Raw genomic sequence first — 26,944 nt, forward strand, 5'->3', positions numbered from 1 at the left:
TACTAATCAATTTTATATTTAGTTGAATATATGAATGGGATATAATATAAAATAGGTTTATTATTATAACCTATCACTAATTTAAGAGAATTGTCGAACACTCATATTAGGATTATAAATTTATAATTTAAATATTCTAAAAATACATATTCTTAGGAGAAAACTATGACCAAGGATGTTCAGAATTTTTTTAAAGAAAATCTAGATATGTATCCTCATTTACAAAAAATACGAGATAGATTGTGGTCAGATGATGGAAAAAGTAGGGTTACTGTAATGATTGGGGCTGGATTTAGTTTAAATGCTAAAAAGATTGAAGATTCTTTTAATGGCATGGCTCTCTGGGATGATATAAAAAACGAACTTACGAAAAGCTTGAGTCACAAAGGAATCCTTGACAATGTAGATGTATTAGATATTGGTCAAATGTATGTTAAAGAGTATGGTAGAACCCATCTCGATGAAGCTCTCAAAAATGCTATCCCCGATAACAATTACGAGCCTGATAAACTCCATTTTGATTTGTTAAGACTACCCTGGAGCGATATTTATACAACTAATTACGACACTCTTTTAGAACGCTCTAAGAGCTATGTTCATGAGAGAAATTATCAGACTATCTATGATATAAGTGACATTCCAAATTCAGTTCAACCTCGCATTATTAAACTACATGGTAGCTTCCCTGCAAATAGGCCTTTTATTTTCACGAAATCGGATTATAACAATTATCCTGTGAAATTTAGTCCATTTGTAAATATGGTTCAACAATCAATTATGGAGACAACTTTTGTGTTAATTGGTTTTTCAGGAGATGATCCTAACTTTAGTAACTGGACATCATGGGTATCAGATAATTTAGGGGAACACATGCCAAAGATATATATGCTGGGTTATAATCAAAAGCATCGAGAAGTTGAATTAGAGAAGAAAGGAATCACATTAATTGATTTTACAGAATTGTATTCGAAAGAATCAAACCCATTTAATCACATGTATACAGAAGTATTCAGTTTCCTTATGAACGAATCAAAAGAGAAAAAAAACGAATGGCCACATCGTGATTATAATGAAAGTATCGAAAGCTTCATTTACAATCGTAAAACTTATCCTGGATGGGTATTACTACCAGATAAAATACGAAGATCACACGCTATTAATTTGCACATACTCAGCAATGATTATTTCAACAGTCTTGATAGTAATATAAACAAAGAACAAATTAATTTAATAAATGAATTTCTCTGGTGTTTCAGCACATTTTCAATTCCACTTGATTTTAACAAACAACAAGTTCTTGAAAAAATTTTAGAGGAACTTCTACCACTTAAAGATCAAAATATCAAGTTAAATGATATAGTTCTTGTTCTCCTTAGAGAAGCTAGACTTGATTTAGATGAAGACAAATTCAACAAATATTCTATTATCTTTAAGAATTGTAACTTAAATTCGGAAGAAAAACACTTCCTGCAATACGAAACGATTCTCTATTTATTATCTTTAAATAAAGTTAGTGATGTATTAATTCAGCTAAGTCATTGGTTGATAAATAATAATGATTATGAATGGAACATTAAAAAAGCCATCATTTATTCTAATATAGATCAGATGCAAGTTGCAGAAAATTTATTGGAGTTAAGTTTAGTAAAAATCAAGAAATTATTAACTATCGAAAATGAAAATTATAGATTACTATCTCTGGAAAGTGTAATACTTCATAATTTAGAACGAATAACAAATAAACGTGGATATTACTCAAAGAGATTGCGTGAAATCAATTCTCATAACTGTAACTCGAACAGTGAACTCGAACAAACATGGCTATCTGTTACCGAATATGTCTATGACTTAGGTAATAAAGAGACACCTGGCTTTGATCCCAGAACTAAAAAAACTAGTTCTAAGTTAGGTGACTTTATGCGTCAAGAAATATTAGACTCATATGCCGCTTTAATTTTACAAGAGAAATTTGGACTTTACTTTATACGTGCTAGGCTCGAGATTGCCCATAAAAATATTAGTGTCACTCTTCCAAACTTTTCACTGATAAAGCAAATATATTACTCAAAAAGAAAAAACATTGAAGATATTTTCACAAGGCAATTTGTTTACCACCTTAAGGCTCCTCAATTAAAAATAATTGAATCTATATTAAGTAATGCCATTTTAGAACCTTCTCCACTAGTCCCATTTGAACATGCCATTGAAATTTTATCACGTGTGTACTTTGCTTTCTCTCCAGAAAAACAAAGTATTTTTGATCAAATGGTACTTGAAATAATTGAAAACAAAAATATATATATTAGAACTGAAATTCCTCTATTTGCAAACTTGTTCCAAAGAATAACTTTCTCTAAAACATATCAACAAAGAACAACTTTTTTTGAAGAATTATTAATGGCAATGGATAATCATTTCATTGATAGCTCAAATAATTTCTTTGATCCTTTTCTTGAAATTTTATCACTTAATGACATTCGGCCGATAAAACTAGAAATAAAAGAAGAAATTAAAATAAATTTACTTAAAAATGTAAATAAAGAAAGCGCACTAATAAGATTAGTTTTTCTTTATCAAACAAATAACCTGACAACAGAACAAGAACAGCGGTTAGCAGTAACTATTAAATCCTTACCAGCTATTCGTTCTTTTGGTATTAGTAACTTCTTATTTCAAAGTACCTTCGAATTTATTGTTGACTCTATTAATCTAAAACAACAAACATCACCATTTCAGATTATTCAAAATTATATAATTAATAAAGAGATACCTAAGATTAAAAATAACGGAGTGATAACTGACGGTTCAGCATTTGATAATTATTTTAGAGAATTTTGTCTAATTATTAGAGAAACTACAACAAAATATAAAGAGATTCCAATAGAAATATATGCTGAGTGGCTAGATAAATTCCTGCACTGGTGGGATTCAGAAAAGGAATTTCTGCTAGAAGCAGATAATGAAAGTATCTGGTTATTTCGTTCACCAGATTATTTATTAAAATTAGTTCACTACCTCAGATATACTATTCTGAAAATAATTCCTTTAAATCATTTTGATAATAATTTTAAGAGAAAATTAAGTTCAATGATTAATGAAATATATCATAAGAAACTATATTGTTTTATTCACCTTCTTCCACAAGCAAAAAGGTTAAATTTAGATTTGGATTTGACCACAAATTTTACTGATTTGATATGGGAATTTACCGATGATACAATCAAACATGCTATAAGTGCAATATCTAGCTATTTAGAGTTAATTGCTGAAAATCATATCGATGAAAAACCTGCTCCCCTATTAAATCAATTGTTTGCAATAATAAAGTATGGATCACATGATAACAAACTAGCAACTTGCGATACTATTCATCTAACTATTAAATTGCATCCAATAATCTTTTCGAAAGAAGATTGTGAATTTTTAATTAAATTTTCCAACAAATATTTCTATTCAATTATTGAGAACTCTGATTTAATAATGTCTCAAGATGAATTCGAGCTCCTAGCAAGTATTTCAACATTGGTTACTCAATTAATCATAAACATTAATGACAATGTAGGTAACCAACTGGATCATTGGATAGAATTTATTAAGAATAATCATTTACCGGAGATTCGAATAAACTCTGATCACTTTATTCAAAAAAGTTGATCCCATAAAAGCCTACTCTATGTGAGTAGGCTTTTTTTATAAGTATTGATTTCTACCTCTTTCTAACCTACTCTCGTTGAAAAACTTCGTTAGTAACTAGTGTCCCTATTCTAAATCCTGTCACAAATGCCTCACAAGAATTAGTGGAATTAATATTATCTATCATATCTAAAAGTTCCTCAAACTGTTTAAAGTCATCCTCCGAAAGTTTTTTCTGAAATTTTTCGATATTAGCTGTAATCTCCTTATTAATAGATCGATACTCCGAATTTTTAGGAACAATATTTTCTTCTGGTCTCAGATTACCATAATAAATTTCTTCTAATATACTTTTCATTTCTATCCCTCCCTAATAATCTTTTCACAGTAAAAACTCTCTAATTAGCTTGGTTTAATTTTATGCGAAAACCGCATAAATATCAATATGCAGTTTCCGCATAGAGTAAGCTGATTTAGGGTGATACTTATGTATAAAAGAATTCGTGATTTAAGAGAAGATAAAGATTTGACTCAACAGCAATTGGCTAAAATGTTGAACATTACTCAAACGACCTATTCTAGATATGAAACTGGCGTTTTAGATGTTCCAAGTGTAGTTCTAATCAAGCTATCTGAATTTCATAATGTTAGTATCGATTATATATTGGGACAAACGGATAATCCCAAACGTTTAAACGATTAGGCTGTATGCCCTAAATATGAATCATTAAAATCAACCGCACAGAAAGGACACTATGAATCCTTCATCACTGTCATCCAAGTTGCAACATATCATTCCGCCGCTGGATCTGCGAAGCTGCCTCGTCAGCGTACGCGGTGAGATCATATACGAACACTACCGCAACCAAGAGGCTGCGACCGATATTGCAAAAGTCAATTCTTGTACCAAGAGTGTGCTGTCCGCACTCATCTGTATAGCGATAGATAAAGGTTTGTTGCCAGAGGCATCAACCCCAATCTCTACCTTTTTCCCGCAGTTGAATACCGACCCGGACCCGCGTAAACCAGCGATCACCCTGGAACAACTGCTCACCATGACAGCCGGATTCAACTGGGATGAGTTCGGGGGGCAAAATTCATTTCCTCGCATGACCCGCACCGATCATTGGGTGGATTTTGCATTGGAACAGCGCTTAAGTCATGAACCGGGTACATACATGGAATACAATTCAGGAGTCTCACAGATCCTATCCGCCATCCTGATGCAAAATGCAGGTATGAACGTAGCCGAGTTCGCAGAACGTTATCTTTTTGAGCCGCTGGAAATTAAGGACTATGAATGGGAAAGCGACCCTCAAGGTGTGCATACTGGCGGATTCGGTCTTAAAATGTTACCCGTAGATCTGCTGAAATTCGGTCAGTTGTTTCTACAGCAAGGTATGTGGGAGGGTGAGTCTCTCATTTCAAGTGATCTCGTATCCCGTTCGACGCAGCCTTTCATTACAGTCACTCCACCAAATCACGGCAGCTATGCTTGGCATTGGTGGGTGGATACCTATCCGAATGAAAGGTCTGTTGCCGAAGATATTGCTGCTGAAGAAGACAAACCCAATCTCCATTATTATTACGCACGAGGGTTTGGTGGGCAGTATGTATACATTGTCCCAGAACTGGAACTTGTTACGGTGTTAACCAATGACAAACGAAAGAAAGAGAAACCTCCGCTGGATGTTTTCCCTCGTTTAATCGCCCCCGAGCTATGGAAAATGTTATAAACGCAGGCTGTCCTTCTATCCTGTCCGACCAATGAACCCCCAACCTTATGGCCTTAACCTGCCCATAGGCTGAGGGTTTATTTGTCATGCCAAAGCTTCTTCGACGGCAATCGTTATTGGATTCGGACCAGACTCTTGATTAGAAACCACAACCAGTTGTAGACCATAGTCCGGATACACGGAAGACATGAACGACACCCCTGGATCAAACCCCATGACATGAAATTTGAAAATGTCTTCCTCCTTGCGGTCAATCCAGATACCCTGCCCATAATACTCTTCATCCTCTTGATGAGCATGTGGAGTTAATAACTGCTGTGAAGTCTCTTCTTTCAACAATTGGTGACCCAGCAAAGCGTCCCAGAATCGAATCATATCCGGTGCCGTAACATAGGCTCCACCATCTGATCCACCTTTGACAGGAATGGAGAACATATTGGTGTTCCAGGAGCCGTCTTCATGATCGATATACCCTAAAGCTGTGTTGCGCGGAAGCTGATCTGTTACGAAATAACCGGAGTCCTTCATGCCACAACTTTTGAAAATATGCTCTTCCACATAATCTGTAAACGACAGTCCTGAATGTTGTTCCACGATAAGCCCCAGCACAATGAAACCCGCATTATTGTAATGAAAACGTTCACCCGGAGCAAACTTCATTGGCAGATGCTGAAACATGGGCAGAAAGTCACTTAATCGCCGCATCGCGTAGACGGGTCTGTCTTTCCACAATTCTGAAAAGTCATCCATCACTTCTTCATCGAAATAATCCGGAATGCCTGACGTGTGGGTTAACAACTGCTGGATGGTGATCCCTTCGTCCCACAGTGGAAACTTCACATCCAACACATCGTTCAGCTTGGAATCAGCAGACAACTTGCCCGCTTCAATGAGTTGGCATATACTCACTGCCGTGAAGATCTTACATCCTGATGCAATGCCAAAGCGTGTATCCACCTGATTGGCCAGCTCTTCACTACGATTCGCATAACCACGTTTCATATTCAAAAGGGTTTTCCCGGCTTGCTGGAGTAATACAACACCCGAAAAATTCACGCGTTCCATGACTTCTTCTACTTTTGTTGTCAGCTCTACTGCATTTAACATTTTGTTGTTCACCTACTTGTCTATGTATTCATCACATTACATTCTCATTCTTAATTCTTCGTCATATCCTGCATACCTGCCAAATTTTCATAAAAAGAAGGATTACCCCCTTATAAAAGGAAATAACCCTTCTTCAGACAACGTAAGATTAAGTTAGACAAAGCATGCTCAAATGCTGTTCAATCACTTGTTCCACTCGTTTTACCGTAAGTCTATCTGGCTGCATTAGGATATGAATGGCGAGTCCATCCACAAGAGCATATAATTTCTCTGTCTCCATCTCGGCATCCAGATCAGGATGTGTCATACCTTGCTTCTGCAACTCCTGTATTACCCACTGAACAGACCGATACATCCCTTCATGCATCTGATCACTTAACTTTTTTAATTCGGGGTACACCAATAATTTGGCTGTAAACGAAAACCAGACCTCCATTTCCATCATTCTATCTTCGTCCAACGGGAGAAATTGCAAGAGCAGATTCTTCATATCCTGCAGTACAGATCCACTCATCTGTAACGCCTCCACCCTTTTCTGTACCCGCTCTGCAAAAAGATTCATACAAAAGGTGAACAATTCGGCCTGTGTGGCAAAATAATGACGCATGGAGCCTACAGATAGTCCCGCTTCCTTCGCTATATTCCGAACTGTAGCATGCTCCAGTCCGTGCTCTTGTATGACCCGGATTGCTGCATCAGCAACGATTTTCCTTTGAGCTTCATGATCTACGATTTTTGGCATGACAACATTATACAACAAACTTCTCTTTTTGTAATACACTGTGCTATAATCTTTTTAATACATTGTACTAAAATATAAAAACAGCTGTAGGAGAGGAATTCATAAGATCATGCATACAACTACCCCAGCCTCAACACGCAAGAAATTCAGAGTTTTCACCTTCATAGTAAGATTATTCTGCACAATGCTACTACTGATAGGTGCCGCATTCCTCTATGAGTGGTTTGCTTCGTCGCAGGCCAAAAAGGACTTTCCACCTCCAGGTACGTTAGTTCAAGTCGGCGGTTACCAACTACACATTCATAAACAAGGCAATGGTTCACCGACCATACTTATGGAGGCTGGAAGTGGTGAGACCAGTTTGTCGTGGAGGGACATTCCTGCGGAACTAGCCCAACATGCAACGGTGGTCACGTATGATCGCGCTGGATATGCCTGGAGTGAATATGCACCTACAGAACGTACAGGTGCAAATATCGTCAAAGATTTACATGCGGCTCTGGAGAAGGAGAGTATCCGTGGTCCTTACGTTATGGTAGGTCATTCCCTCGGTGGTATGTATGCTAGACTCTTTGCACAGACCTATTCAAATGAGGTTCAGAGCCTTGTCCTCATTGATGCGAGACCTGAGGATGATGAACGGAACACAAAGGCTTTGTTGGAACAGGCTCAGTTTCAGGGAAACCCGCCTGCCTCCTTATTATCTTTACTGAAGGTATCTGGAGCTTTCAGATTATTTCCAGACTTTATGCTTAATGGTCTGGTTGCCAAGCAAGATCGGGATACTTTTGTTAATGTGATCGCTACCCCTTCCTATTTTCACGCCAAAGAAGAAGAAGCCCTCCACGCCCATTCAACAGAAGATGCCATTCGTGGCCAAAGTCTTGGATCAATCCCTGTACGTATCATTGCACGCGGACGTCCTCAAGACTATGCTAGCGCAGGGATTCCAGTTGAAATTGGGCAGAAGCTCGAATCTGTATGGCAATCGGGACAACGTAATATGTTGAATATATCGAAGGATAGTCAGCTCATTGTTGCCACCCGCAGTGGTCATATGATTATTCACGATGAACCTGAACTGGTTGTGAAGACAATCCTTGAGCTAATCTCTGATAAGTAGAGGTATTTTTCTTTAGAACATCCTGCGCTCGATCCAATGTTAAAGGGCTGTTCCAATAGCCATGTGCATGACTTGGAACAGCCCTTTAAGCAATATACATTAAGATTAGATCCAATGATTTCGGCCTTAAAAAACATACGTTAGCGTAACGCTTGCAGGTCCGCCTCAGGACTTCCTGCACTCTTCTTCGTTTCACGGGGAGACCTCGTATTGATCAGATAATACAATGTGGCATAGATTGTAGTGATAAACGTGCCAAAAAACAGGCAAAACGCCAGAGACGGGCGACTTACACTTTCGTGCATCAGCTCAATCAGCGTCTCGCGATTCGTCAGTGCATCCCAACTATTTAGTCGATATACACGTCCAAGCAATACCCCATAACTCCCCAAAGCACAGCCAGCCAGTACAAAGATCCAGGATGCCCAGCGTCCAATTCGGTGATAGATCACTTCCTGAAGCTGATACATCGATAGGAATCCAAGTAGGAGTCCAGTCCAGACAAACATTAATACAACACTCAAGTCGTACCAATACGTGTAGTCCACTCCGTTCCCACCATAATAACGGGTACTTCTCGCTGTCAGATGAACCAAATCCGTTACAATATAAGAAGAGTTCGGGAAAAATAACAACCACATCATCCCACTTGCGACTGCTAGCCATGCGGCACCTTTCCATTTCACATCACTTAGAAGATAGGCTGCATATGAGAACACAAAAGGAATCCAACCCAGGAACAGGTTCCAGATCAGGAAGCGGAAATAACGCTGATCCAGCCAATCTGCGGCTACATAGTACAAGCCGAGCGTTACTATAGTGACCACACTAAGGAAAATAAATATGCGAATATAATTCAGTTTTCTCAATGATTCTGACCTCACTTGATAAAATTCAATTAATTTTGAAAATATCGGATGATTTCTTCCTTATTCTTTTCCACACGCAAATTCAATCCACGTTTATCCTTTAATCCATACTGCTGTAATTCATGACCTGGATCTAGCACCAACGGTTTAGTCGCCACATCAACCAGCAAGTCCATCGTCAATTGATAGGTTTCCCGTAACTTGTCCATCGGCAGAGAGGATTCATACCGTTTAATCAGCTCAATCAGTCGTTCAGCATATACGAGACGCACCATACTGTCCGCACTCTTCAATTGTCTCGAAGCAAATGCAGTAATTGCCGTAATAATTGATGGTTCTGTCCGATGTTTGGCGATCAACGAAAGTTCATCCACCGCATCCCAATTCATGATAGACAGCTCGGAACTTAATTGTTGAATCCGCTCCCCTATCCATTGTTCCTCTAATTCTTGGGGTACATCGCAGCGCTTATAGTCGCTATACAAGCCTTCTCGATGCATCTGTATTGCGCTCCCGTAATGTTTGACGAACAAATCTTTTGCTACACTCCAATCGGTCTCTTCCATCTTTAACCACCACCATACCTATTCCTATTTGTGCGAATACTCCTAACATATTACATAAGTTTACTACTTTCCAAGCATACTATAGAAGTTGAACTATACATTTTCACGAGAACGCAGAGGACAGAAACAAACTAAAGAAGCGAAGCGTTCGCTAAAAGCTTTCTACAAGAAAGCTACTTCGGAAGCATAAGCTTATCACCGGATTTTCACCTTTGTAAAATTGAATTAAAAATCTGGGGATAACAGCGATCGGAAGGTTGTTCTGTCATCGGAGTGGCAAGTGTAAATATTCTTTCGTTCAACTTAAATAGAATCATACCATTTACCAAAGGAGAATCAAATTTACAATGAATCCGAATTCGATGCACCCTCAAAATTTAGTACAACCCACTTTGAATGCAAATCCAAATGTTACTCCTAACATGAATCATGGCGGCCATGAGATGTTCGATGTGCATGAGATTCTGTCTTCCACCATTAACGTGCTGGATCAATATATGATCTTTCGTACATTCGTGCAGAGCCAGGAACTGATTGGCATTCTGGACCGGCAGTACAATTTCATTTTATCCCAGTACAATCTTACAGCAGAGTGTTTTGCATCCGGACAGAAGCCTCATCAAGAAACGGCAACCTATATGATTCCCAACATCGTACCACCGATATATGGCCTTAAGCCCTCGGCACCGAAAAAGCCAAACCAGAGCTTGGCTGATGTAAAGGATGCCGGGATTAGCGGTCACATGCTGGGACTGATCAAGTCACATGCGAGTCTGCTCGGTATGTCTTGCAGCGAGATCACCAATGGAACGGTTCGCCGAGTCATTGCTTCGCAGATCCAGCATTTTATCGAGATGGCCTATGAAATTTTCATGTTCCAGAATAAAAACGCGTATTATCAAGTACCTCAACTCACTCCAAGTGATACACAACAGATGCTTCAGGCATACATTCCAGCAACCGGAGCACCTCAGATGCCTATTAGCAATAAACCACTTCATTAATTAGAAAATAAAGTGCGATTTCCCAGAACAGTCTCTTCAACCCACCAGGGGTATAAGGGGCTGTTTTTTTTGATTATTTGCAATCATTTTCCTACTGATGACACTTGTTTCGGTTACCAGAAACTGGTTTAATCAAAGACAAACCCGTACATAGTCAACGTATGGATCATACCTATAAAATACGGTGAAATGCGGTTATACGAGAATTCAAATGGCTTTTTCTTCATTATGGGGAGGTATACAAATGAGATGGAAGCAACCTGCTAAACTTGGTTTACTTGCTATGGCTCTAGGCTGTACTGCCATTGGCGCAACAATCACACCTTCAACGACACTCGCTGCACCTGTTCCCGCTTCCAAAACGGTGTATCATCAATTCCAAACCTATCGAACAGAAGCAGTAAAGTCCACAGAAAGTCTGGTTAAAGCACGTAAATACCTGATGAATCATATCGATAAAGTCGGTCCTTGGCAGGCCACACTAATGACGCTGCAACTGGAGAACATGCAGAACGTGAAGCTCGCTGATATGGATCAGAAAATGTATACGGAACAATTTCAACAAGCCTTGTCTCAGGCCCATGAACAACTTGGTTACGAACAAAAGCTTACATATAGTCGTCTGCTCAAAGAAATTAAAGATCCGAACGTGAAGAAGCTTCTGCAGGAAGCATCAGATCTCGGGTTCAAACTGGAAACCAGTGAAGGCTTGTATTACCCCATCATCAATTATGAGATATATCAAAAGTTCAAACCTTTTGTTAAGGCTGATATTGCTGCGTACATTGATATTATGGCTACCGAGTCCAACCAAATGACGACTTCAGATGGTGGCATTATCATCTCTTGGAACGAATTAATCCAGCGTGCATTGGAGAAAGAAGCCTTTTTGAACAAATTCCCGAATTCCAATCGCACATCAGCAGTGAAGCAGTGGATATTTGTGGATTACCTGTTTTACGGAAGTGACAACACGCCTGCATATGACTGGTACACGGACGAAGAAATCCGCACCATCGACCCTGAGGTGAAACAGGCTTACGAGAAAGCTTTGGCTAAGCGGGAGCCCAATACGGAGAGTGTTCTTCTGGACACTCTGGAAAAGATTTTACTGGTTCTCAATCAGAACAATGATGAGCTTACACCTGAAATCAGAGCAATCATTGAAACTGTTCAACAACAATTTGCCCGTGAATAATCGGATGCTGAATAGCAAAATGTGAATACCAAAAAAAGCGGCAGTCCTCGTGAGAGAGGTTGCCGCTTTTAAATTTACATATCAATTTCCTTACGTTTGGATCAAAGAGTTGAAGTGCCTATTGATGTAAGTTTGTTCGGATTAACGACTAGATACACGCCCTCAATCCGCTCTCCGGAAGCGTCCAACTCCAAACAGAGTACCTCGGATAACTGCCCTTCTTTCATCAACGCAAGTTGAAGCTCGCCATTGATCCACATGGGTACCCACTCTCTTTCACGCAATCGAGTAAGGACTCGCCGTGAAGTCAAGAGGGCAAGCACGCCTTTATGAACGTTCATCGTTCTCATAACGGTATGAACAACACCACCGCCATCTGCTGTAAATACAGGCTGATCCGCCAGTAACTCGAGCATCGCAGAGACATCATAACGAAGGAAAGCCGTTGTAAAACGGCTCAGCAATTCGCCTTTGGCTATCATGTCCGCATCACTCTGCTCGATCGGCGGAAGTCTTTCGGGCAGATTTCGTCTGGCGCGGCTAAAGATTTGACGGCAGTTACTCTCCGATTTGCCCAGCCAATCCGCTATTTCGGAATAATCATATTGGAACGCTTCACGAAGGACAAAAACAGCCCGTTCCATGGGTGATAGACGCTCCAACATGACCAGATAGGCGTAGGAGATCAGCTCTTTCTTTTGCACCGTTTCCTCTGGCATATTTTCCACTTCACTGTCACCCAGCGGCTCAGGCAGCCACTCACCAACATAACTTTCCCGCTGGTTGCGGGCAGAGTTTAGCAGATTCAGGCTTCGGTTCACAACCAGTCTGGCGATGTAGGACTTGGGGTTACGAATATCCTGAGCAGACATACTCTGAATTCCCGCAAAACAATCCTGTACAATATCTTCAGCTTCTACCACACTGCCGAGCATGCGGTAAGCTATTGAAAATGCATATTTTTTATAACGTATATACAGCTCACCAACATCCAGAGAAGACACTTCTGGCTCATTGGCGTGGAGATTGGAATTCATGAGAATGGCCTCCTCTGGCATGGTGCATTTAGTTTTAGTTAAAGCAGCCCGGATACATCCCTGTTGTAATTGCAATCCGGTTCCAGTTGTTAATCGTGTTAATGGCCAGGATCAGATCCACCAGTTCGGATTCACTGAAATGTTCACGGACCTTATCGTACAAAGTAAGTGGTACACCGTGTTCCGAGATTCGAGTCACCGCTTCAGCCAGCTCCAGCATAACACGTTCTTGATCCGTGAAGAAAGGCACTTCACGCCACACACTTAGCAAAAGAATATGATCCGCGTAATCTCCCAGTTTCATCAGATCTTTGGCATGCATATCGAGACAAAAGGCACAGCCATTGATCTGGGACACACGGATTTTCAACAACTCGTATAACACTTTATCCTCAAATTGCCCGGATATATATTGCTCCATCGCCATCATCGCTTTAAAAGCACCTGGACTCACTGCTCTGTAGTTCGTTCTTAAATTCATTTCTCATTCGCCTCCGTCATTTGGTCTACATACTGAAGACAAACGACCGCAGGGATCTGTGACATTCTTTGCGAAAATTTTTCACTATTAACATCTGACGTAAGAAAAATCCGGGTTTTTCCGTATCCATGTACGGTTTTTACTGAGCCGTTTGTGATTTCAACCAAAAGTAGGTTGGATATATTGATATATCGACCAAAAGAGTAGTAACATACGGCTAATCAAGTTAACTTTTCTAACATTAAAAGAGAATCGTTTATTCATATCAGCAAGGAGTGTTTCATATGATAACTTCCAACGCAAACCATAATGTGACATCCGAATTACCTAGAGGCTGTACGTTCACCGCTGAAGACTGGCATGTATTATCCCAATATTGGTATCCGGTAGCACAAGCAACCGAAGTAACCGACAAACCACTGGCTGCTCAATTGCTCGATGTGAAGCTGGTTCTTTATCGCAGTAATGATCAGGTTGTGGTAGCCAAAGATCTTTGTTTTCACCGCGGGGCGCCACTTAGCAAAGGTTGGGTAGAAAATGGTGAGATTGTCTGTCCTTATCACGGTTTCCGATACAATTGTGAAGGAAAATGTACCGCAGTACCTGCGCACCCAAGTTCCAAAATCTCACCTAAGCTCAAACTCATTGTGTACCCGGCTGTCGAACGTTATGGCTTAATATGGACTTCACTGGCGGGAACGGAAGAACAGATTCCATCCTTCCCTGGATGGGATGATCCGGATTATATCAATATTTTAATACCCAACTTTGATATTGCGGGTTCCTCTGGACGACAAATGGAGGGATTCCTGGATGTATCCCATTTTGCCTATGTGCATACCGAAACATTTGGTGATCGAAACAACACAGAAGTACCTAAATATAAAGTGAAACGCGAGGGAAATGAGTTGCTGGCCGAATATTGGAGTACCGTGAGTAACTATGGCAAAGGGCAAGATCTCGTTGCACCTGAAGGTTTCCAATGGCTGCGCGAGTTTCGGGTGTTCCCACCCTTTGCGGCTTCTCTGACGGTACATTTCCCAGGAGACGACAAGCTGAATATTCTGAATTGTGCTTCACCAATCTCTGCTCGTTACACACGTCTATTCTGTCCCATCACACGCAACTTTGATAAAGATGCTCCCATTGAAGACACGATCAAGTTCAACTTGCAAGTATTCGAAGAAGATCGCGAGATGGTCGAGTCACAGAAACCGGAGGATCTGCCCCTTGATCTGCATGCCGAGGCCCATATTCCCGCGGACCGTACATCAATTGCCTATCGTCAATTATTAACGGAAATTGGTTTGGGACGAAATTACACATCGTAAATGAATATAAAAGAAGCGTTCCGTTGCGGACGCTTCTTTTTCTATATCTAATTCAACTGGAGTACCTAGTGTGTATTAGAAAGACCTTGCCCACTAAGCCTTCATTCGTCATTTTTCCTCTTGATTAGTCGTATTCACAGGAAGCTCTCTATAATACGGACAGCCCGGCTCATGAATAATACGTGGATCAACCCAAGTGCCCCAGTACGGAAGACGGTTTACGTAAGGTTGCATGTTTGGTTGGTTGTTGGGCTGCATGTTTGGCTGTGTATTGGGTTGAATATTTGGCTGTACGTTAGGTTGTACGTTAGGCATCACGTAAGGCTGATGATTCACATTTGGAGCACTGTTAGAGACAGGAGAAGTTGAATTCGGGCAATCTGCCGGCGGGCCAATAATCACTGTTTTTTGGATAGGAGCCAGCGCTTCTTGAACTTTTTTCTCATCCAGACAGTACGTATAAGCTAAAAGTTTTGCAGGTGTAAGACGTAAAGTGTCTGAGCCAAATATCGCTTCAGGAACAGGAGCATCAAAGACTGCCAGTAAGTGTGTATGATCCACAGTAGCCACTTCATAGTGCCACCAGCCTTGAGGTACATTAGCTACTTGCCCTGGAGTAATCGGGAAATGAAGCAACTCGTTGGTAAACGGATTAATGAGGGACACAACTGCCGAACCACTGATGCAGTATACCAACTCGGTTGCATTCGGATGCGTATGTGGCTCAACTACATTGCCTGTGCTGAGGAAAATATCCAATAAAGACGTATTACCCAGTGTGTTTAACTGTTTGATGGAAAGGGAGTTAATATAGTTATTCTCATCCTTCTTAAATAACGGGTTATTGCTCAAATCGTAAGTAAATTCGGTGGTTGGTAAAGTGTAATCCATGGTTGAAGTTGCCAAAATAAAACGCCTGCCCTTCGCTCTCGGTTTAGGTCATAACCTATATGCCAGCTTATGCCCAGTGCCCAGATGCGTGAGCCCATTTCCGCTATGTTTGCGGCGCATGACAAATATCCCTGACTCGGATATCCCAAGCAGGGCTCATTTGATATTAAGATTCTTCCTCGCCCAAGATGTGCTGCAAACTAATTCCTAATGGAGTACTGTTCAGATCCACGCCCTGAAGCCAGGTCATTCGCTTCACCATATCCGGCGTTTTCTCAATTAAACCATTAGTTACACTCAAATAACGTAGCTTCTTCAGTTGCTCCAGTTCAGGCGGAAGCTCGCGAATGCCCGAGTATCCTATATCCAGAGTCACCAGTTCACTCAACTCGCCAATCTCGGCAGGAATATACTTCAGACCAAGATCCGACTTCTCCTTCGGCTTCCAACCGATAGGAACATGATATGAACTGCCGCAATAAATTCTCAGCTCTCGAAGTTGTTTCAATTTTCTAATGTCTTGGTGAATACCTTCCAAATCCGCCGTCATAATCTCCAATTCTTCCAATGATGTCAGTTCAAAAAGGGCTGGAGGAAGCGTATAAACATCCTGCTCAAAAATCGTCAAACGTTTCAAGTGCTTTAATTCCCGAATACGTTCCGGAATCTCTTTCAAGTAATGTGAACTAATATTCAGCACATCCGTCTGATGTCTAATCGCATCGTCCAGTAAGCAATGAATGTCCTGATGCCGATCTAATCTAAAAAATAACCCAGTGATTCGCTCCATTAGCTCAATTGCTTCTTCTTGTGTAATATGCATGCCATACATATTCTCATGAGCAACAGTGTAGAAGTAGTCACTTCCATCCTCGTTCAAAAAACAAAGATCATCTGGCATTGAGGGATATAACCAATCATGAAAGCGGTTGGCTTCCTCCTTAAGGATCTGCCCTGATTCCGGCGTGCAACGATATATGTAATAAATCCCCTCTGAATACATGGCACCACTTTTCATCATCATTTCTTCCATCGTACTGCTTTCAATCAAATACGGATCCAATCTCCGTAACACTGTGGTAACTCTTTCAGGTGTAGCTTCCTCAGCATATTTTCTATCAACCAGCATGAAACGATCTGTCTTCTCGATCAATTCGTCAATCAACAGTTCATAGGCAGTTCCTCTTGGATCGGTGTGAAAAGCTACGGCTACCATAGGTTCCCCCTCGTTACTCTATATTCACTAATCTTCAATCTGCTGTATCACCTGAAACCACTGTGGCATAGGCTGATATCATCAATCCAGTCATTGGAGGCTTGTTACATGGCATACGGCCCTGGTTCAGTGTCATCCCCGCAACCTGCGGGTTATCCTTACCCTTATTATCCACCACCCCCACCGTACCCTTACCCTTATCCCTATCCATACCCGCCCATTGTTCCTTTCCCACTGCCATTTCCAATCGGCGGTCCTTGGTGGCATGGTGGCTACCCCGGAGGTGGTTACCCAGGCGGGCACCATGGTCCTTTCCCAGGAGGCGGCTATCCCGGCGGACCTCACCATGGAGGTGGGCCTGGCGGTCCGGGTGGCCCAGGTGGGCACGGAGGTCCTCCAGGCGGAGGATTTCACGGACATCGCTTCTTTCAGTGGTAATCGTACTCATTAGACTTATCCAAAGTCCAGGTTCAGATCAAATGAAGGAGCTGCTTCGGCAGCTTCTTTATTATTAAAAGCTATTGTCTAAGCGTTCAGGATTTAATATGTAATCTCATCCATCATCTTCAGATTACGGTTCGACATGCTGAGCAGATCTGTAAAGGTAGGTGTTAGATAATAGACAAAGTCCGGATCGTGCACATACATAATAATCTGCCCAGACGTGCCTTCCTCCGTTGGATCAAAATCGAGCATCAGATACAGTGAACCTCCCGCAATTGTTGCAAAAGGAATCCATGGTTTATGGAACAGATATGGTTTGATCTCCGGGTCCAGCTGACTGATCTCTTCGGCAGAATAATACTCTTCGAGCTTCTCATCTACTTCACAAAAGTATTGTTTGGTTTCTCGAATCTCTTCCAATGACATCAGATAAAAGGGGGTACAACGCCCACCCTCGGCATCACCGGGGTACAGCACATGCAGCCCGTAACCACTGCCATCTTTGATTTGGTAAAAGGTACGAAAATCGCCAGGCAGCCGGACGCCATACTCCTTTTCAAATAGATCCAGACTTTCCTCGGATGCACCTTTCCGTTGTTGATATTCTTCGAACAATTGCCGAATCTCTTGATCCTGTATTCTCTCATCTAACAAGCGACTCAGCTCGTCCATTAGCACGTTTAATGATACATTCGGCTCCAATCTCACCCACCTCCATATCTCAGTTCTTCTCTTCTTGTAGATATTGATGATATTCCCAAAACGCTTCTTTCTCTCCGCCGCCTTCAATCAGAATCATGACTGCATAAGATAACAAATTAAGCCATTGTTCCATCAACGCCACCTGTTCATCCGAAATGAGGTTGTTGCTGCGAAGCATACCCTCAGGTTCAACGGCCCAGGCACGTGCCATATGAGAAATTCCCCATAGACATGCCATGACTTCCCGATCCAGTGAAGGCCGTGCAAGTTCGGACGCCAGAACACGCAGTATCCCCATCAACTCATGAAAATTCTCCTCAAGCAATTCTCCACGGAAAGGACGCAGACTGCCAATAAAACCGTTCTCCATCTTGGGATGACTCAGATCATCATAGGAAAAAGCATGACATTTTAATAACATTACTGCCTCTTCACGTTCCATTCCTTCACCCCTAACTAGGTCAAAATGCTGACTCACCAGCGTAGAGGCGCTTCTCCACGCCACAACACATACCGCTCATGCTCACGAAGAGTGCCTGTACCGATCCCATATTCATCCATCTCGTTCGAATGAAGATCCAGCACATGCAGCATACCTCCATAGGTACCCACTGCCAGCTTGGACTGCTTAGGGGATACGGCGAGAGAATAGATGGTACTACCCACAAAATGGCGCCATACTTCTTTTCCCTCGTTATTCACGCAATATAGATAACCGTATGCATCCCCAAGTACCATGCCCGCCTCTATTTCCACTGCTGCATACACACGTGCATTCTCATCCATCACTGGCCAATCTTCCTTCGTTTCGTTACCTGCGATTGAGTTCAGCGGAACCTGTATTGTGACTCCATTATAGAAATGACATGCGTTAAACCAGACGTTCTGGTTATCACTGGTGAATGCCGCATAATGAGGATAGCTCGATTCCGGATAGAGGGAGTATGTCTTGTTCAGCTGACGGTCCATCACCATATGATTGCTCCCTTGGCTACCGTAGGCAATCCATCGACCATCTTGTGATACAGCTGCATGTCCCATATCTATCTGTGTATCCTCTAGCTCATACTCTTCGATCTCTGCCAGATCGGGATGAAGCAAGGTCACCTCAGCTTGCGTTACCAGATATATCCCGTATCGTGAATGTATAAGTAGTGCTCTGCCTTCGTCCATAGGTATAAGTCCTTCAAGTGTCCGTTCGGGATGCTCACAATCCGCAAGTGATTCAATCCGAGGTAAGGACGACTGTATCCGGGCTTGAATATCCTCCCAACAATATGTCGCTATCTCCTGTCCTTCCAACCTGCGATCAGGCTGATGGATAACACGAATACCTTCCGGTCCTGCAAGCGCATAGTCCAATCCGTCTGATGAGCAACCTGCAAAACTATACGAAGAAATCAACTGCCATCCATGCTGATCCATCGTATATATCTGACCATTCTCCGTGAAGATGCCCGTATTACATACACACGTCTCTTCGTTCAGATAACCTACAACTTTGACCGCCTGCATGGAAGCCTGAAACGCCTCGCTCAATGGCCACGTCGATGCTGGCAGCTCACGTCGGAGCATCTCCAAGTCACCTTGGAGATTGGCCTGTCTCACCATATGTAAAACTTCAGTACTCATACCGCTTCTGGAGTCTCCCTCCAGCTCGGATTCATCTGGTTGCTCTCCCTGCATGCCTCTCCGTACAAATGCATTGACATCCCTTGCATAACGCTTACCCTCATTGCGCCATTGTTCCGCGATGTCTTCCTTTAACCAACTCATGAGTTGTCCTCCACTCTGCCCCTATTCATATGCCGTACAATGTTGTGCTTGCAAAAACAGACTGATTTCGTTATCCGTTGCCTCCTCCGCACCGTTCTTTTCTTCATAGAACAGGGCAACCTCTCTCCCATTCGCATAGTTAAAACGTACATATCCTCCCATCGAAGCCATAAACAGCTTACACGTGTACTCATTCTCCAACACTGCGTCCCACTTAAATTCCGTCTTGCACTTATCTGCGAGTTCCTTCATGGAGCTTCCCTGTTCCGTCCCCGTAAAGTGATAAAACCTATGCTTCCGCAGCTCATTCCACGGTTCATAGTATAGTGGCGATATCGGTTTATCCTGACGGTAATACCCGCAATAGATCCGGTTCAGCGTTTCGCCAAATTCAGTCTCCGAGCATGTCCACAAGGTAATATGCTCATCATGGCGCGGTAGCCACAATAGCCCCTCAACTTCCGGATGAACAGCAAGGAAATCTCCATCTACAGAACTGCCGATGGAGATGCACTGCTCAAGTTGATGCTGACTTATAGGCGAATCGTCCGTATGTATCCAAAAATCATATTCCACAAAAGGCTTCAGCACTTCCGGGTCCGGTCTCTGCACATTCATCCAGCCCGTGTACGTACCTTCTCCGTATTGTTCAATCCAGGTACGGTATGACAAAGGTAGCGAGATGGCGTGCTGTTGTTCAAAGCGATCCAGTTCCTCTGCTGGAACCGGCTTAAGTGCACGGGATACGATATACATTTGTTGACATCTCCCATCTCAGTTTGATTCATTCGTTTACAGATCTAAGCCAGTTCTTCCTGTACAATGTCAGTCCATATCCCTTTACGATTCAGAATACGAATGGCAAAGGCATCATATCCATCACGCTTGACCTGATTAAAATCCATGCGTTCTCCCGTAATCAATTCATACGTACCATGCTCATCCACATCTTCGCCGAACTCTTCATCCCAAGGCACATTATAATAGGCCGTCAACTCTACCTCAAAGATGTCCTCTCCTTCAACATCCAGATAAGGACGAAGGGGTCTGTCATGTAGTACTTCTTCCGAATAGGTCTCACATAACATGGCATCATATCCGTGCTTGGCGGAATCAATGAGCAGATAGCGCTCACCCGTGACCGTATGCTCCGCATATACAAGAAGCGGTGTCGAATCATGCCAGGCAATCAGATCATCTTCCGTCAAGTCACCATAATAATAAATATGGAATTTATCGTGTCCATCACTCATTTGAAGTTTGCCTTTCCACTCCACTTCATCGGACTCGACGACTTCTTCCCTCCTTGTTAATCCTTCCAGATAAGCCGGTCCGTGTTGCACACCATACTCATTCATGATCTCGCCTCCGATTTGTTCATTCGAATAGTAACCACTTTATGTTCCTCATCCACCGTCAATTTCACATCGATGTTTAGCTTGTCGCGAAATAACGCCGTAATATTGATATATGGATCGCGCACGGCTTCACCCCCACCACCATTCGTAGAACGGCTCATCCCCTGATGAATAATGGATTCTACCAGCTGTTTATCTCCCTTGCCGGTGTTATTGTAGGTGTAGATCACCTGCCCATCCTGATCATACAGGTTCAAAACCGTTGTGAAATCATTGGCGTTCTCATACTGTCTCTCGGTCTGCACATAGTTGTGATCTGTACGTTGATAGTTTACAGTACCAGCCAGATACGGATTGTCCCCGCCGGGTTTCACATCATACTCCTGATAGGCCAGATTAAACAGGTATTGGATGTGATTCATATCAATCCGGTAATAAAACTGACGGTTATCTTCCTCTTTGTCCATTGCTGCAAAACTGTTAATAAGCGGCCAGGCTTCATAGGACTTCCCATTAACATCAACGGCGAGAGCATAGTCAGATAATACTGTCTCTTTTTGAAATACACCAAATGCCTGTAAAATAAAATAAGCCGGAATCATCAACACACCCAGAATGACTGCAAAAATAGTAAGTTTAACTCGTAGTTTCATATCTTCTCTCCTTGCGGCTTTAACGCTTCATCTTCAATTCCGTTCTCATCCAGTCTTATGCTGAAGCTTCGACAGTGTACGCACAACCACATCCCTGTTCTTCGCATCCTTGATATAAGCCGGAATACTATGCGAAGCCGTTCGTATAGGCATATTTGCATGTTTTACACGCAGATCTGCGGAAACATAAGCGATGAGATAATTCAGGTGCTCCCGATTAACAGCCCATATGATTTTTCCTCTGAAATCATCCATGAAGTATAATGCCAGCCCGAACACAGGATCTTTCCCTGCACGAATCTCGGAAAAATACCTTTGGTATGTCGGCTTGGCATGTAATTCAACCTGATTAACAGAACTACAATGCGGACATTCCACATGCGTCGATCGGTGAGACGTCTTCTTCTCGTCTGTGACTTCCACGTTGAACCAGCGTTCACATACAGCACAATTCTCCTTGGCTTTATATTGATATACTGGTTCTTCAGAAGCTTGAGCATAACATTCGAAACACTTCCATCCCATTTGACCATTCCGTTGTTCAATCGAAGCGTGCCCACCGCATTTGGGACATTTCACATCAATCCGTTCTCCCCGTCGAAGTACCGAATAGAAACTATACTTATAGGCACCTTCATCTTCGAAACGTTTCATTCCGCATCTCCCCTCTCCTGAAACTACGACACACACAGCGTCATAATACTCAACATTTACCAATCCATCTCTCTAAAATTATATGAAACTCCGTTCTTCAGCACAAGAATTGCAGGCAGATTGTTGAAAATGCCTCTAATACGACATACCCAAGTGTGTGCCTCATCACACCCGTCTCCTCCTCAATAACGTAATCTATAACTAAATAACTACTGAAATGAAAGAATACCTGCTTTTTAGCTTGTGAAAAACATCACTTGAGTAAAGGTTGTGTACCTATGCTTTCCTTAATGAATGTATATAAATGGTCCCTCGTATTCGCTATATTCACAGCAACTCTCTCTCACTGTAGTTCAACCAATACGGTTAAACCAGTTCACCACGATGAAGTCTCCTCCTCTGCGGTCAGTCAACCTCCGGTGGACCCGATCATTCGCAGAGAAGGTACTACGGTATATATTGAAATGACGGCCCAAGTTACAGATGTCGAAATCTCCGAAGGTGTGATCTATAACGCTTGGACATTTAATGGCACCGTTCCCGGACCGGTACTTCGTGTGACAGAGGGAGATACTTTGGTGTTCACATTAAAAAATAAAGATTCCAGCTTGCCTCACTCCATGGATTTTCATGCTGTACATGCTGCTCCCAGCAGCAAATTTATTGATGTTATGCCAGGCGAGGAAGGCACGTTCACCTATCCCACCTCCTCACCCGGTGTATTCATGTATCACTGCGGAACCAAGCCGGTTCTTGCCCATATCGCGAACGGTATGTACGGCATGATTATTGTTGAACCCAAGGCAGGATACCCTTCCGATCACTTGGTTGATCGTGAGTATACCCTTGTTCAGAGTGAATGGTATAAAGAACATGATTACGAAGCTTTTTTGAACGGGGAGCCGGATTATGTCGTATTTAACGGCAATGATTATGGATTAGTAAATTATCCCCTGTTAGCCAAAGTAGGAGATACGGTTCGGATTTATGTCAGTAATGCCGGACCCAATGAAGTCTCATCCTTCCACGTTGTGGGTACCATTATGGACCGCGTGTATACCGACGGGAATCCACGCAACATCCAGTATGGAATACAGACGGTTATGCTTCCCGCAAGTGGTGGAGCTGTTGTAGAGTTCACCGTGACCGAAGAAGGCGATTATGCGATTGTAACCCATCAGTTTAACCATGTAGCCAAAGGCGCTTCCGCTGTTCTGCGCGTGACCAAGGATGGTACTGATCATGGTGGACCCGCCATGTCTCACTGAGACATGACAATAGATAATGGATATACCCATCCTGAATAATTCGAGGTGATTGAACGATGATCTGTGCGCACGAAGCGAAGGAAGCCTGTTTCTCCAAAGTATCTCTGTTCCAGCATCTTGATCCATCCGAAGCTGCATTGCTGACCGCCCTTTTGCATACCCGCAAATATAACAAAGGCGAAGTTGTCGTCCAGGAGGGAGAACGCTCTGATACGCTTTACGTGGTTCATCAGGGATGTGTGAAGTTATCCAAATACAATGAAAATGGCAAGGAACATATTATCCGGTTTCTGTTTCCCGGAGATTTCTTCGGACAAGATTCCCTGTTACATCAAAAACCACATGCCACGAACGCCGAAGTTCTGGAGCCTTCGGCCATCTGCTCTATCAGCAAGCATGACTTTGACCAGTTACTTGAACATGATCCGAAGCTTGCTTATCATTTCCTGCTTGCTATTTCCAATCTACTCCGTGAAACAGATGAATGGAACAGCTCGCTCAGTGCGATGACAACGGAACAGAAGATTGCCAAGTTGCTTTTGTATTTTCATACCCGAAATCATGCAAAGCATGAGATCCGCTTGCCTGTTTTCAAAAAAGATATGGCTCTGTTACTCGGGATCACACCCGAAACACTTAGTCGCAAACTTGCCATAATGCAAACTCAGGGACTGCTTCAGGTTACAGGGAACTGTATCCTTATTCTGCAATTGGAGCAGCTCAGGGAAATGGTTCCATCCTGAACTAAAGATTATTTGCACGAACACCACGAGGGCAGAATGACCTTCCCCTCACTGTTAACGTGTGAATGATTAATTCAGCTTATATAGCTTTGGGACAAGTATTATATTTCACATTGGATGTGAGTATCGTCACAGTGTGACCTAGCGTTACAGTATACAGTTAAGAAAAGATCTTCAGGAGGTTTATGCAATGAATACGGTTGTTAAATTGGACAAACAGATCATTATGCACAAAATGCAAGAGCTCTGTTCACTGCTGCTACAGGATGAAGGCTACAAAGAGATGCGGGACATGATTGATCAATTTGCTGCAGATGAGCAAGCTACGACTCAGTATGAGAAATTTATGGAGAAACATCAGGCACTGGAAGAAAAAGAATGGCAGAATATTGAATTGCTTGCATCTGAAATTCAGGTGTATGAAGAGGAAGAACGCGCACTCTATGATCATCCGCTCATTCGTCGGTTCATCTATGCACAACGGGAGTTCAGCCAGCTACATCAGCAGCTTAGTCACTATTTCACGAAATCCGTGGAATTGAACCGCCTGCCCGAAACTAGTGAACTAGGTAAGGAAGCTTGCGGGTGCGGAGGAAGCTGTTCCGGCAGCCATTAATATCATCCTTCGTTTTAATAATAAAAAAGAGTATCCGATCAGAAATCACGCTGTTCGGATACTCTTTTTATATAAATTTAACTAATATTTACACAAAAACGGAGAGGACATTGATCGGAAGCTTATTCTGTCATCTACAGATCCAACAACAGCGATACGAGCAATCCCATAGATGCAATCAAACCCACAACTGGCCCACCCTCTTCAAAGGCTTCCGGCATCATCGTTGAGCAGATCATGGCAATGATTCCACCACCTGCAAATGCACCAATCGCTGCACCCATCTCCTCTGGAAGCTGCTCCAGAAACAGATATCCACCCAAAGCCGCAAGCGCGGAGATCAATAGTACACTCAGCCACATCAGCATGATTTTTGCACGACTGTACTTGCTGCCCTGCAGTCCAACCGTGCTGGACAGACCTTCAGGGATGTTGCTGACAAAGATCGATACCACCAGCACCACACTGACACCGTTGCCAGCCAGCAAGCTGGCGCCAAGCATGATGGATTCCGGGATAGCGTCCATTACCGTGCCTGCAAAGATCCCAAGTCCGCTTTGATTCGAGTCTCCTGACCTTCCCGAGCGTTTACGTCCTGCCCCACCCTTTGCAGAAACGAGCAGGTCAAACAGGGTATACACGACGGCACCCGCCGTAAATCCAATGGCTGTGGGTATAATCCCCCCATCATTCAGCGCATCTCCGAGAAGTTCAAAGGTCGCTGCACCGATTAATGTTCCTGTCCCAAAAGCCATGATCCAGCCTATCACTCGTTTGGGTATCTTCAGAAACAATGCTGCCAGTGCGCCTATGACAACCGCTGAGGCAGAGATGCCGCCCCACATGAATGCAGTCCACATCCGGGCCGACCCCTCTCTTGTTCAATCATGTTCTATCCTCTATCATTCCATTAACCCTCGCCGACCAATCAAAAACAATCCTGTAACGTTGTGATCTATATCACCTGTTGTGTTCAAAAATCACGCTATGATGAAATGATGCGGTTACAACAGAATAGACCAGAGCAGGAACTGCACGGCTCCAATGATTTCAATCATACCGACCTTCATGGGGCGCAGTGTTCTGCCTGCATATATGAAGGTGCGCACAGCAGAATAGACATAGGCCAAAGACATCCATGGGTATCCGATCATCATCGGTATGAAGATTAGAAGGATATGTACCAGGCGAGTTAGCATCAGCCAACGCTTATTCGTTCGCTCTCGAAAGACCGATTTCACAAAGAACGTACTTCCTGTAAAATGTAAGAAAGAAAACAAAACTACGATTGCCATTCGATAGTCCCAGTGCCCGCCTCCAATGAGATAAGCAGCCGCTCCCCCTAGTGAGAACATCAGCATGGCACACAGATCATTGGTAAGCGAGCGTTCTACTTTGTGTCTTACATGCCAGATGTTCACAAGTAACAGTCCGCCCAGAACCGGGCCAAAGAATAGTAGTGAGGTCTGACCAAGAACGGGTGGGATTAGACAGATTAGAGCCACTGTACCGTAGATTGCAGCCCACTTGTATAAGCGATGTCGATTGGCATTTCTTTTTAAAGACTGCAGTAACGGATACGCGGTTAGATATAGTCCAAGCCAGGCTACAAATAAGGGCAGATGTAACCACTGCGGCCCACTTGCAATCATACCTACCAGAAAAGGCACACTAACCATGGCCCAGCCGCCATGTTCATGAGGGATAACGATTGTATGCGTATTGGTTTTCACTTCACAGTTAACCTCCTAGAATTGAGTGATATCGTAATTCTGAAATATGAACACAGAGAGGAA

29 protein-coding genes are annotated in these 26,944 nt (G+C 42.7%); 11 read left to right on the forward strand and 18 right to left on the reverse strand.

What is annotated here, in order from left to right; translation table 11 throughout:
- Positions 1–165: 165 nt before the first annotated feature.
- Positions 166–3,654: an SIR2 family protein gene (locus NYE45_RS17820; protein ID WP_340013473.1), complete on the forward strand. Its 3,489-nt coding sequence runs from the start codon at positions 166–168 to the stop codon at positions 3,652–3,654.
- Positions 3,655–3,721: 67 nt separating this feature from the next.
- Here NYE45_RS17820 and NYE45_RS17825 read toward each other — a convergent pair whose 3' ends face one another.
- On the reverse strand, positions 3,722–3,991 hold the full coding sequence (locus NYE45_RS17825) for a DUF6809 family protein (protein ID WP_340013474.1): 270 nt from the start codon (positions 3,989–3,991) through the stop codon (positions 3,722–3,724).
- Positions 3,992–4,120: 129 nt separating this feature from the next.
- Between NYE45_RS17825 and NYE45_RS17830 the strand changes: the two genes are divergently transcribed.
- Both NYE45_RS17830 and NYE45_RS17835 read left to right on the forward strand, forming a co-directional pair.
- The gene (locus NYE45_RS17830; protein WP_340013475.1) at positions 4,121–4,336 is read left to right on the forward strand and encodes a helix-turn-helix transcriptional regulator; all 216 of its coding nucleotides are present in this window, start codon (positions 4,121–4,123) and stop codon (positions 4,334–4,336) included.
- 52 nt (positions 4,337–4,388) lie between these two features.
- Complete coding sequence (locus tag NYE45_RS17835) at positions 4,389–5,369, forward strand: serine hydrolase (protein WP_340013476.1); 981 nt, start codon at positions 4,389–4,391, stop codon at positions 5,367–5,369.
- Positions 5,370–5,453: 84 nt separating this feature from the next.
- Here NYE45_RS17835 and NYE45_RS17840 read toward each other — a convergent pair whose 3' ends face one another.
- Positions 5,454–6,476, reverse strand: a complete 1,023-nt coding sequence (locus NYE45_RS17840) for a serine hydrolase (protein ID WP_340017395.1) — start codon at positions 6,474–6,476, stop codon at positions 5,454–5,456.
- 148 nt (positions 6,477–6,624) lie between these two features.
- Entirely contained in the window at positions 6,625–7,218 is a 594-nt protein-coding gene (locus NYE45_RS17845) for a TetR/AcrR family transcriptional regulator (protein WP_340013477.1), read from the reverse strand.
- A 184-nt stretch (positions 7,219–7,402) separates the two neighbouring features.
- Between NYE45_RS17845 and NYE45_RS17850 the strand changes: the two genes are divergently transcribed.
- Complete coding sequence (locus tag NYE45_RS17850) at positions 7,403–8,341, forward strand: alpha/beta hydrolase (RefSeq protein WP_340013478.1); 939 nt, start codon at positions 7,403–7,405, stop codon at positions 8,339–8,341.
- Between the two features lie 140 nt (positions 8,342–8,481).
- Here the strand turns inward: NYE45_RS17850 and NYE45_RS17855 are convergent, their stop codons facing one another.
- Both NYE45_RS17855 and NYE45_RS17860 read right to left on the reverse strand, forming a co-directional pair.
- Positions 8,482–9,210, reverse strand: a complete 729-nt coding sequence (locus NYE45_RS17855) for a DUF1361 domain-containing protein (RefSeq protein WP_340013479.1) — start codon at positions 9,208–9,210, stop codon at positions 8,482–8,484.
- Between the two features lie 29 nt (positions 9,211–9,239).
- The gene (locus NYE45_RS17860) at positions 9,240–9,776 is read right to left on the reverse strand and encodes a hypothetical protein (protein WP_340013480.1); all 537 of its coding nucleotides are present in this window, start codon (positions 9,774–9,776) and stop codon (positions 9,240–9,242) included.
- A 422-nt stretch (positions 9,777–10,198) separates the two neighbouring features.
- Between NYE45_RS17860 and NYE45_RS17865 the strand changes: the two genes are divergently transcribed.
- Entirely contained in the window at positions 10,199–10,780 is a 582-nt protein-coding gene (locus NYE45_RS17865; protein WP_340013481.1) for a spore coat protein, read from the forward strand.
- A gap of 244 nt (positions 10,781–11,024) precedes the next feature.
- Positions 11,025–11,978 (forward strand): hypothetical protein, encoded by a 954-nt coding sequence (locus NYE45_RS17870; RefSeq protein ID WP_340013482.1) that lies wholly within the window; start codon positions 11,025–11,027, stop codon positions 11,976–11,978.
- Between the two features lie 101 nt (positions 11,979–12,079).
- Here NYE45_RS17870 and NYE45_RS17875 read toward each other — a convergent pair whose 3' ends face one another.
- The gene (locus tag NYE45_RS17875) at positions 12,080–13,015 is read right to left on the reverse strand and encodes a sigma-70 family RNA polymerase sigma factor (protein ID WP_340013483.1); all 936 of its coding nucleotides are present in this window, start codon (positions 13,013–13,015) and stop codon (positions 12,080–12,082) included.
- A gap of 34 nt (positions 13,016–13,049) precedes the next feature.
- Positions 13,050–13,496 (reverse strand): carboxymuconolactone decarboxylase family protein, encoded by a 447-nt coding sequence (locus NYE45_RS17880; RefSeq protein ID WP_062835074.1) that lies wholly within the window; start codon positions 13,494–13,496, stop codon positions 13,050–13,052.
- Positions 13,497–13,780: 284 nt separating this feature from the next.
- Here NYE45_RS17880 and NYE45_RS17885 point away from each other — a divergent pair, with 284 nt between their 5' ends.
- Positions 13,781–14,827, forward strand: coding sequence for an aromatic ring-hydroxylating dioxygenase subunit alpha (locus NYE45_RS17885; RefSeq protein ID WP_340013484.1), 1,047 nt, complete (start codon positions 13,781–13,783; stop codon positions 14,825–14,827).
- A 108-nt stretch (positions 14,828–14,935) separates the two neighbouring features.
- Here NYE45_RS17885 and NYE45_RS17890 read toward each other — a convergent pair whose 3' ends face one another.
- Both NYE45_RS17890 and NYE45_RS17895 read right to left on the reverse strand, forming a co-directional pair.
- Positions 14,936–15,733 carry a cupin domain-containing protein gene (locus NYE45_RS17890; protein WP_340013485.1) on the reverse strand — a complete coding sequence of 266 codons (798 nt, stop codon included), beginning with the start codon at positions 15,731–15,733 and terminating at the stop codon, positions 14,936–14,938.
- Between the two features lie 151 nt (positions 15,734–15,884).
- Positions 15,885–16,934, reverse strand: a complete 1,050-nt coding sequence (locus NYE45_RS17895; protein WP_340013486.1) for a leucine-rich repeat domain-containing protein — start codon at positions 16,932–16,934, stop codon at positions 15,885–15,887.
- A gap of 108 nt (positions 16,935–17,042) precedes the next feature.
- Here NYE45_RS17895 and NYE45_RS17900 point away from each other — a divergent pair, with 108 nt between their 5' ends.
- On the forward strand, positions 17,043–17,372 hold the full coding sequence (locus NYE45_RS17900) for a hypothetical protein (RefSeq protein WP_340013487.1): 330 nt from the start codon (positions 17,043–17,045) through the stop codon (positions 17,370–17,372).
- A gap of 102 nt (positions 17,373–17,474) precedes the next feature.
- Here the strand turns inward: NYE45_RS17900 and NYE45_RS17905 are convergent, their stop codons facing one another.
- The 7 genes from NYE45_RS17905 to NYE45_RS17935 are packed head-to-tail and all read right to left on the reverse strand — an operon-like array spanning position 17,475 to position 22,521.
- Complete coding sequence (locus NYE45_RS17905) at positions 17,475–18,080, reverse strand: SMI1/KNR4 family protein (protein WP_340013488.1); 606 nt, start codon at positions 18,078–18,080, stop codon at positions 17,475–17,477.
- 19 nt (positions 18,081–18,099) lie between these two features.
- Positions 18,100–18,522: a hypothetical protein gene (locus NYE45_RS17910; protein WP_340013489.1), complete on the reverse strand. Its 423-nt coding sequence runs from the start codon at positions 18,520–18,522 to the stop codon at positions 18,100–18,102.
- A gap of 32 nt (positions 18,523–18,554) precedes the next feature.
- Positions 18,555–19,856, reverse strand: coding sequence for a hypothetical protein (locus NYE45_RS17915; RefSeq protein WP_340013490.1), 1,302 nt, complete (start codon positions 19,854–19,856; stop codon positions 18,555–18,557).
- A 21-nt stretch (positions 19,857–19,877) separates the two neighbouring features.
- Complete coding sequence (locus NYE45_RS17920; protein ID WP_340013491.1) at positions 19,878–20,612, reverse strand: SMI1/KNR4 family protein; 735 nt, start codon at positions 20,610–20,612, stop codon at positions 19,878–19,880.
- A gap of 44 nt (positions 20,613–20,656) precedes the next feature.
- A complete protein-coding gene (locus NYE45_RS17925) occupies positions 20,657–21,214 on the reverse strand; it encodes a hypothetical protein (protein ID WP_340013492.1) in 558 nt (185 codons plus the stop codon).
- On the reverse strand, positions 21,211–21,867 hold the full coding sequence (locus tag NYE45_RS17930) for a hypothetical protein (protein ID WP_340013493.1): 657 nt from the start codon (positions 21,865–21,867) through the stop codon (positions 21,211–21,213). The genes NYE45_RS17925 and NYE45_RS17930 overlap by 4 nt, the downstream gene beginning before the upstream one ends.
- A 45-nt stretch (positions 21,868–21,912) precedes the next feature.
- Positions 21,913–22,521, reverse strand: a complete 609-nt coding sequence (locus NYE45_RS17935; RefSeq protein ID WP_340013494.1) for a hypothetical protein — start codon at positions 22,519–22,521, stop codon at positions 21,913–21,915.
- 290 nt (positions 22,522–22,811) lie between these two features.
- Between NYE45_RS17935 and NYE45_RS17940 the strand changes: the two genes are divergently transcribed.
- From NYE45_RS17940 to NYE45_RS17950, 3 genes are all read left to right on the forward strand, one after another.
- A complete protein-coding gene (locus NYE45_RS17940) occupies positions 22,812–23,789 on the forward strand; it encodes a multicopper oxidase domain-containing protein (protein WP_340013495.1) in 978 nt (325 codons plus the stop codon).
- 56 nt (positions 23,790–23,845) lie between these two features.
- Complete coding sequence (locus NYE45_RS17945; protein WP_340013496.1) at positions 23,846–24,532, forward strand: Crp/Fnr family transcriptional regulator; 687 nt, start codon at positions 23,846–23,848, stop codon at positions 24,530–24,532.
- A gap of 190 nt (positions 24,533–24,722) precedes the next feature.
- Positions 24,723–25,148, forward strand: coding sequence for a YlbF family regulator (locus NYE45_RS17950; protein WP_340013497.1), 426 nt, complete (start codon positions 24,723–24,725; stop codon positions 25,146–25,148).
- 134 nt (positions 25,149–25,282) lie between these two features.
- Here the strand turns inward: NYE45_RS17950 and NYE45_RS17955 are convergent, their stop codons facing one another.
- Together NYE45_RS17955 and NYE45_RS17960 are read right to left on the reverse strand one after the other, a co-directional pair.
- Complete coding sequence (locus tag NYE45_RS17955) at positions 25,283–26,008, reverse strand: ZIP family metal transporter (RefSeq protein WP_340013499.1); 726 nt, start codon at positions 26,006–26,008, stop codon at positions 25,283–25,285.
- 144 nt (positions 26,009–26,152) lie between these two features.
- The gene (locus NYE45_RS17960) at positions 26,153–26,881 is read right to left on the reverse strand and encodes a YwiC-like family protein (RefSeq protein WP_340013500.1); all 729 of its coding nucleotides are present in this window, start codon (positions 26,879–26,881) and stop codon (positions 26,153–26,155) included.
- Between the last annotated feature and the right edge of the window lie 63 nt (positions 26,882–26,944).

This window comes from Paenibacillus sp. FSL K6-1318, from assembly GCF_037976905.1.
Lineage (GTDB): Bacteria > Bacillota > Bacilli > Paenibacillales > Paenibacillaceae > Paenibacillus > Paenibacillus amylolyticus_A.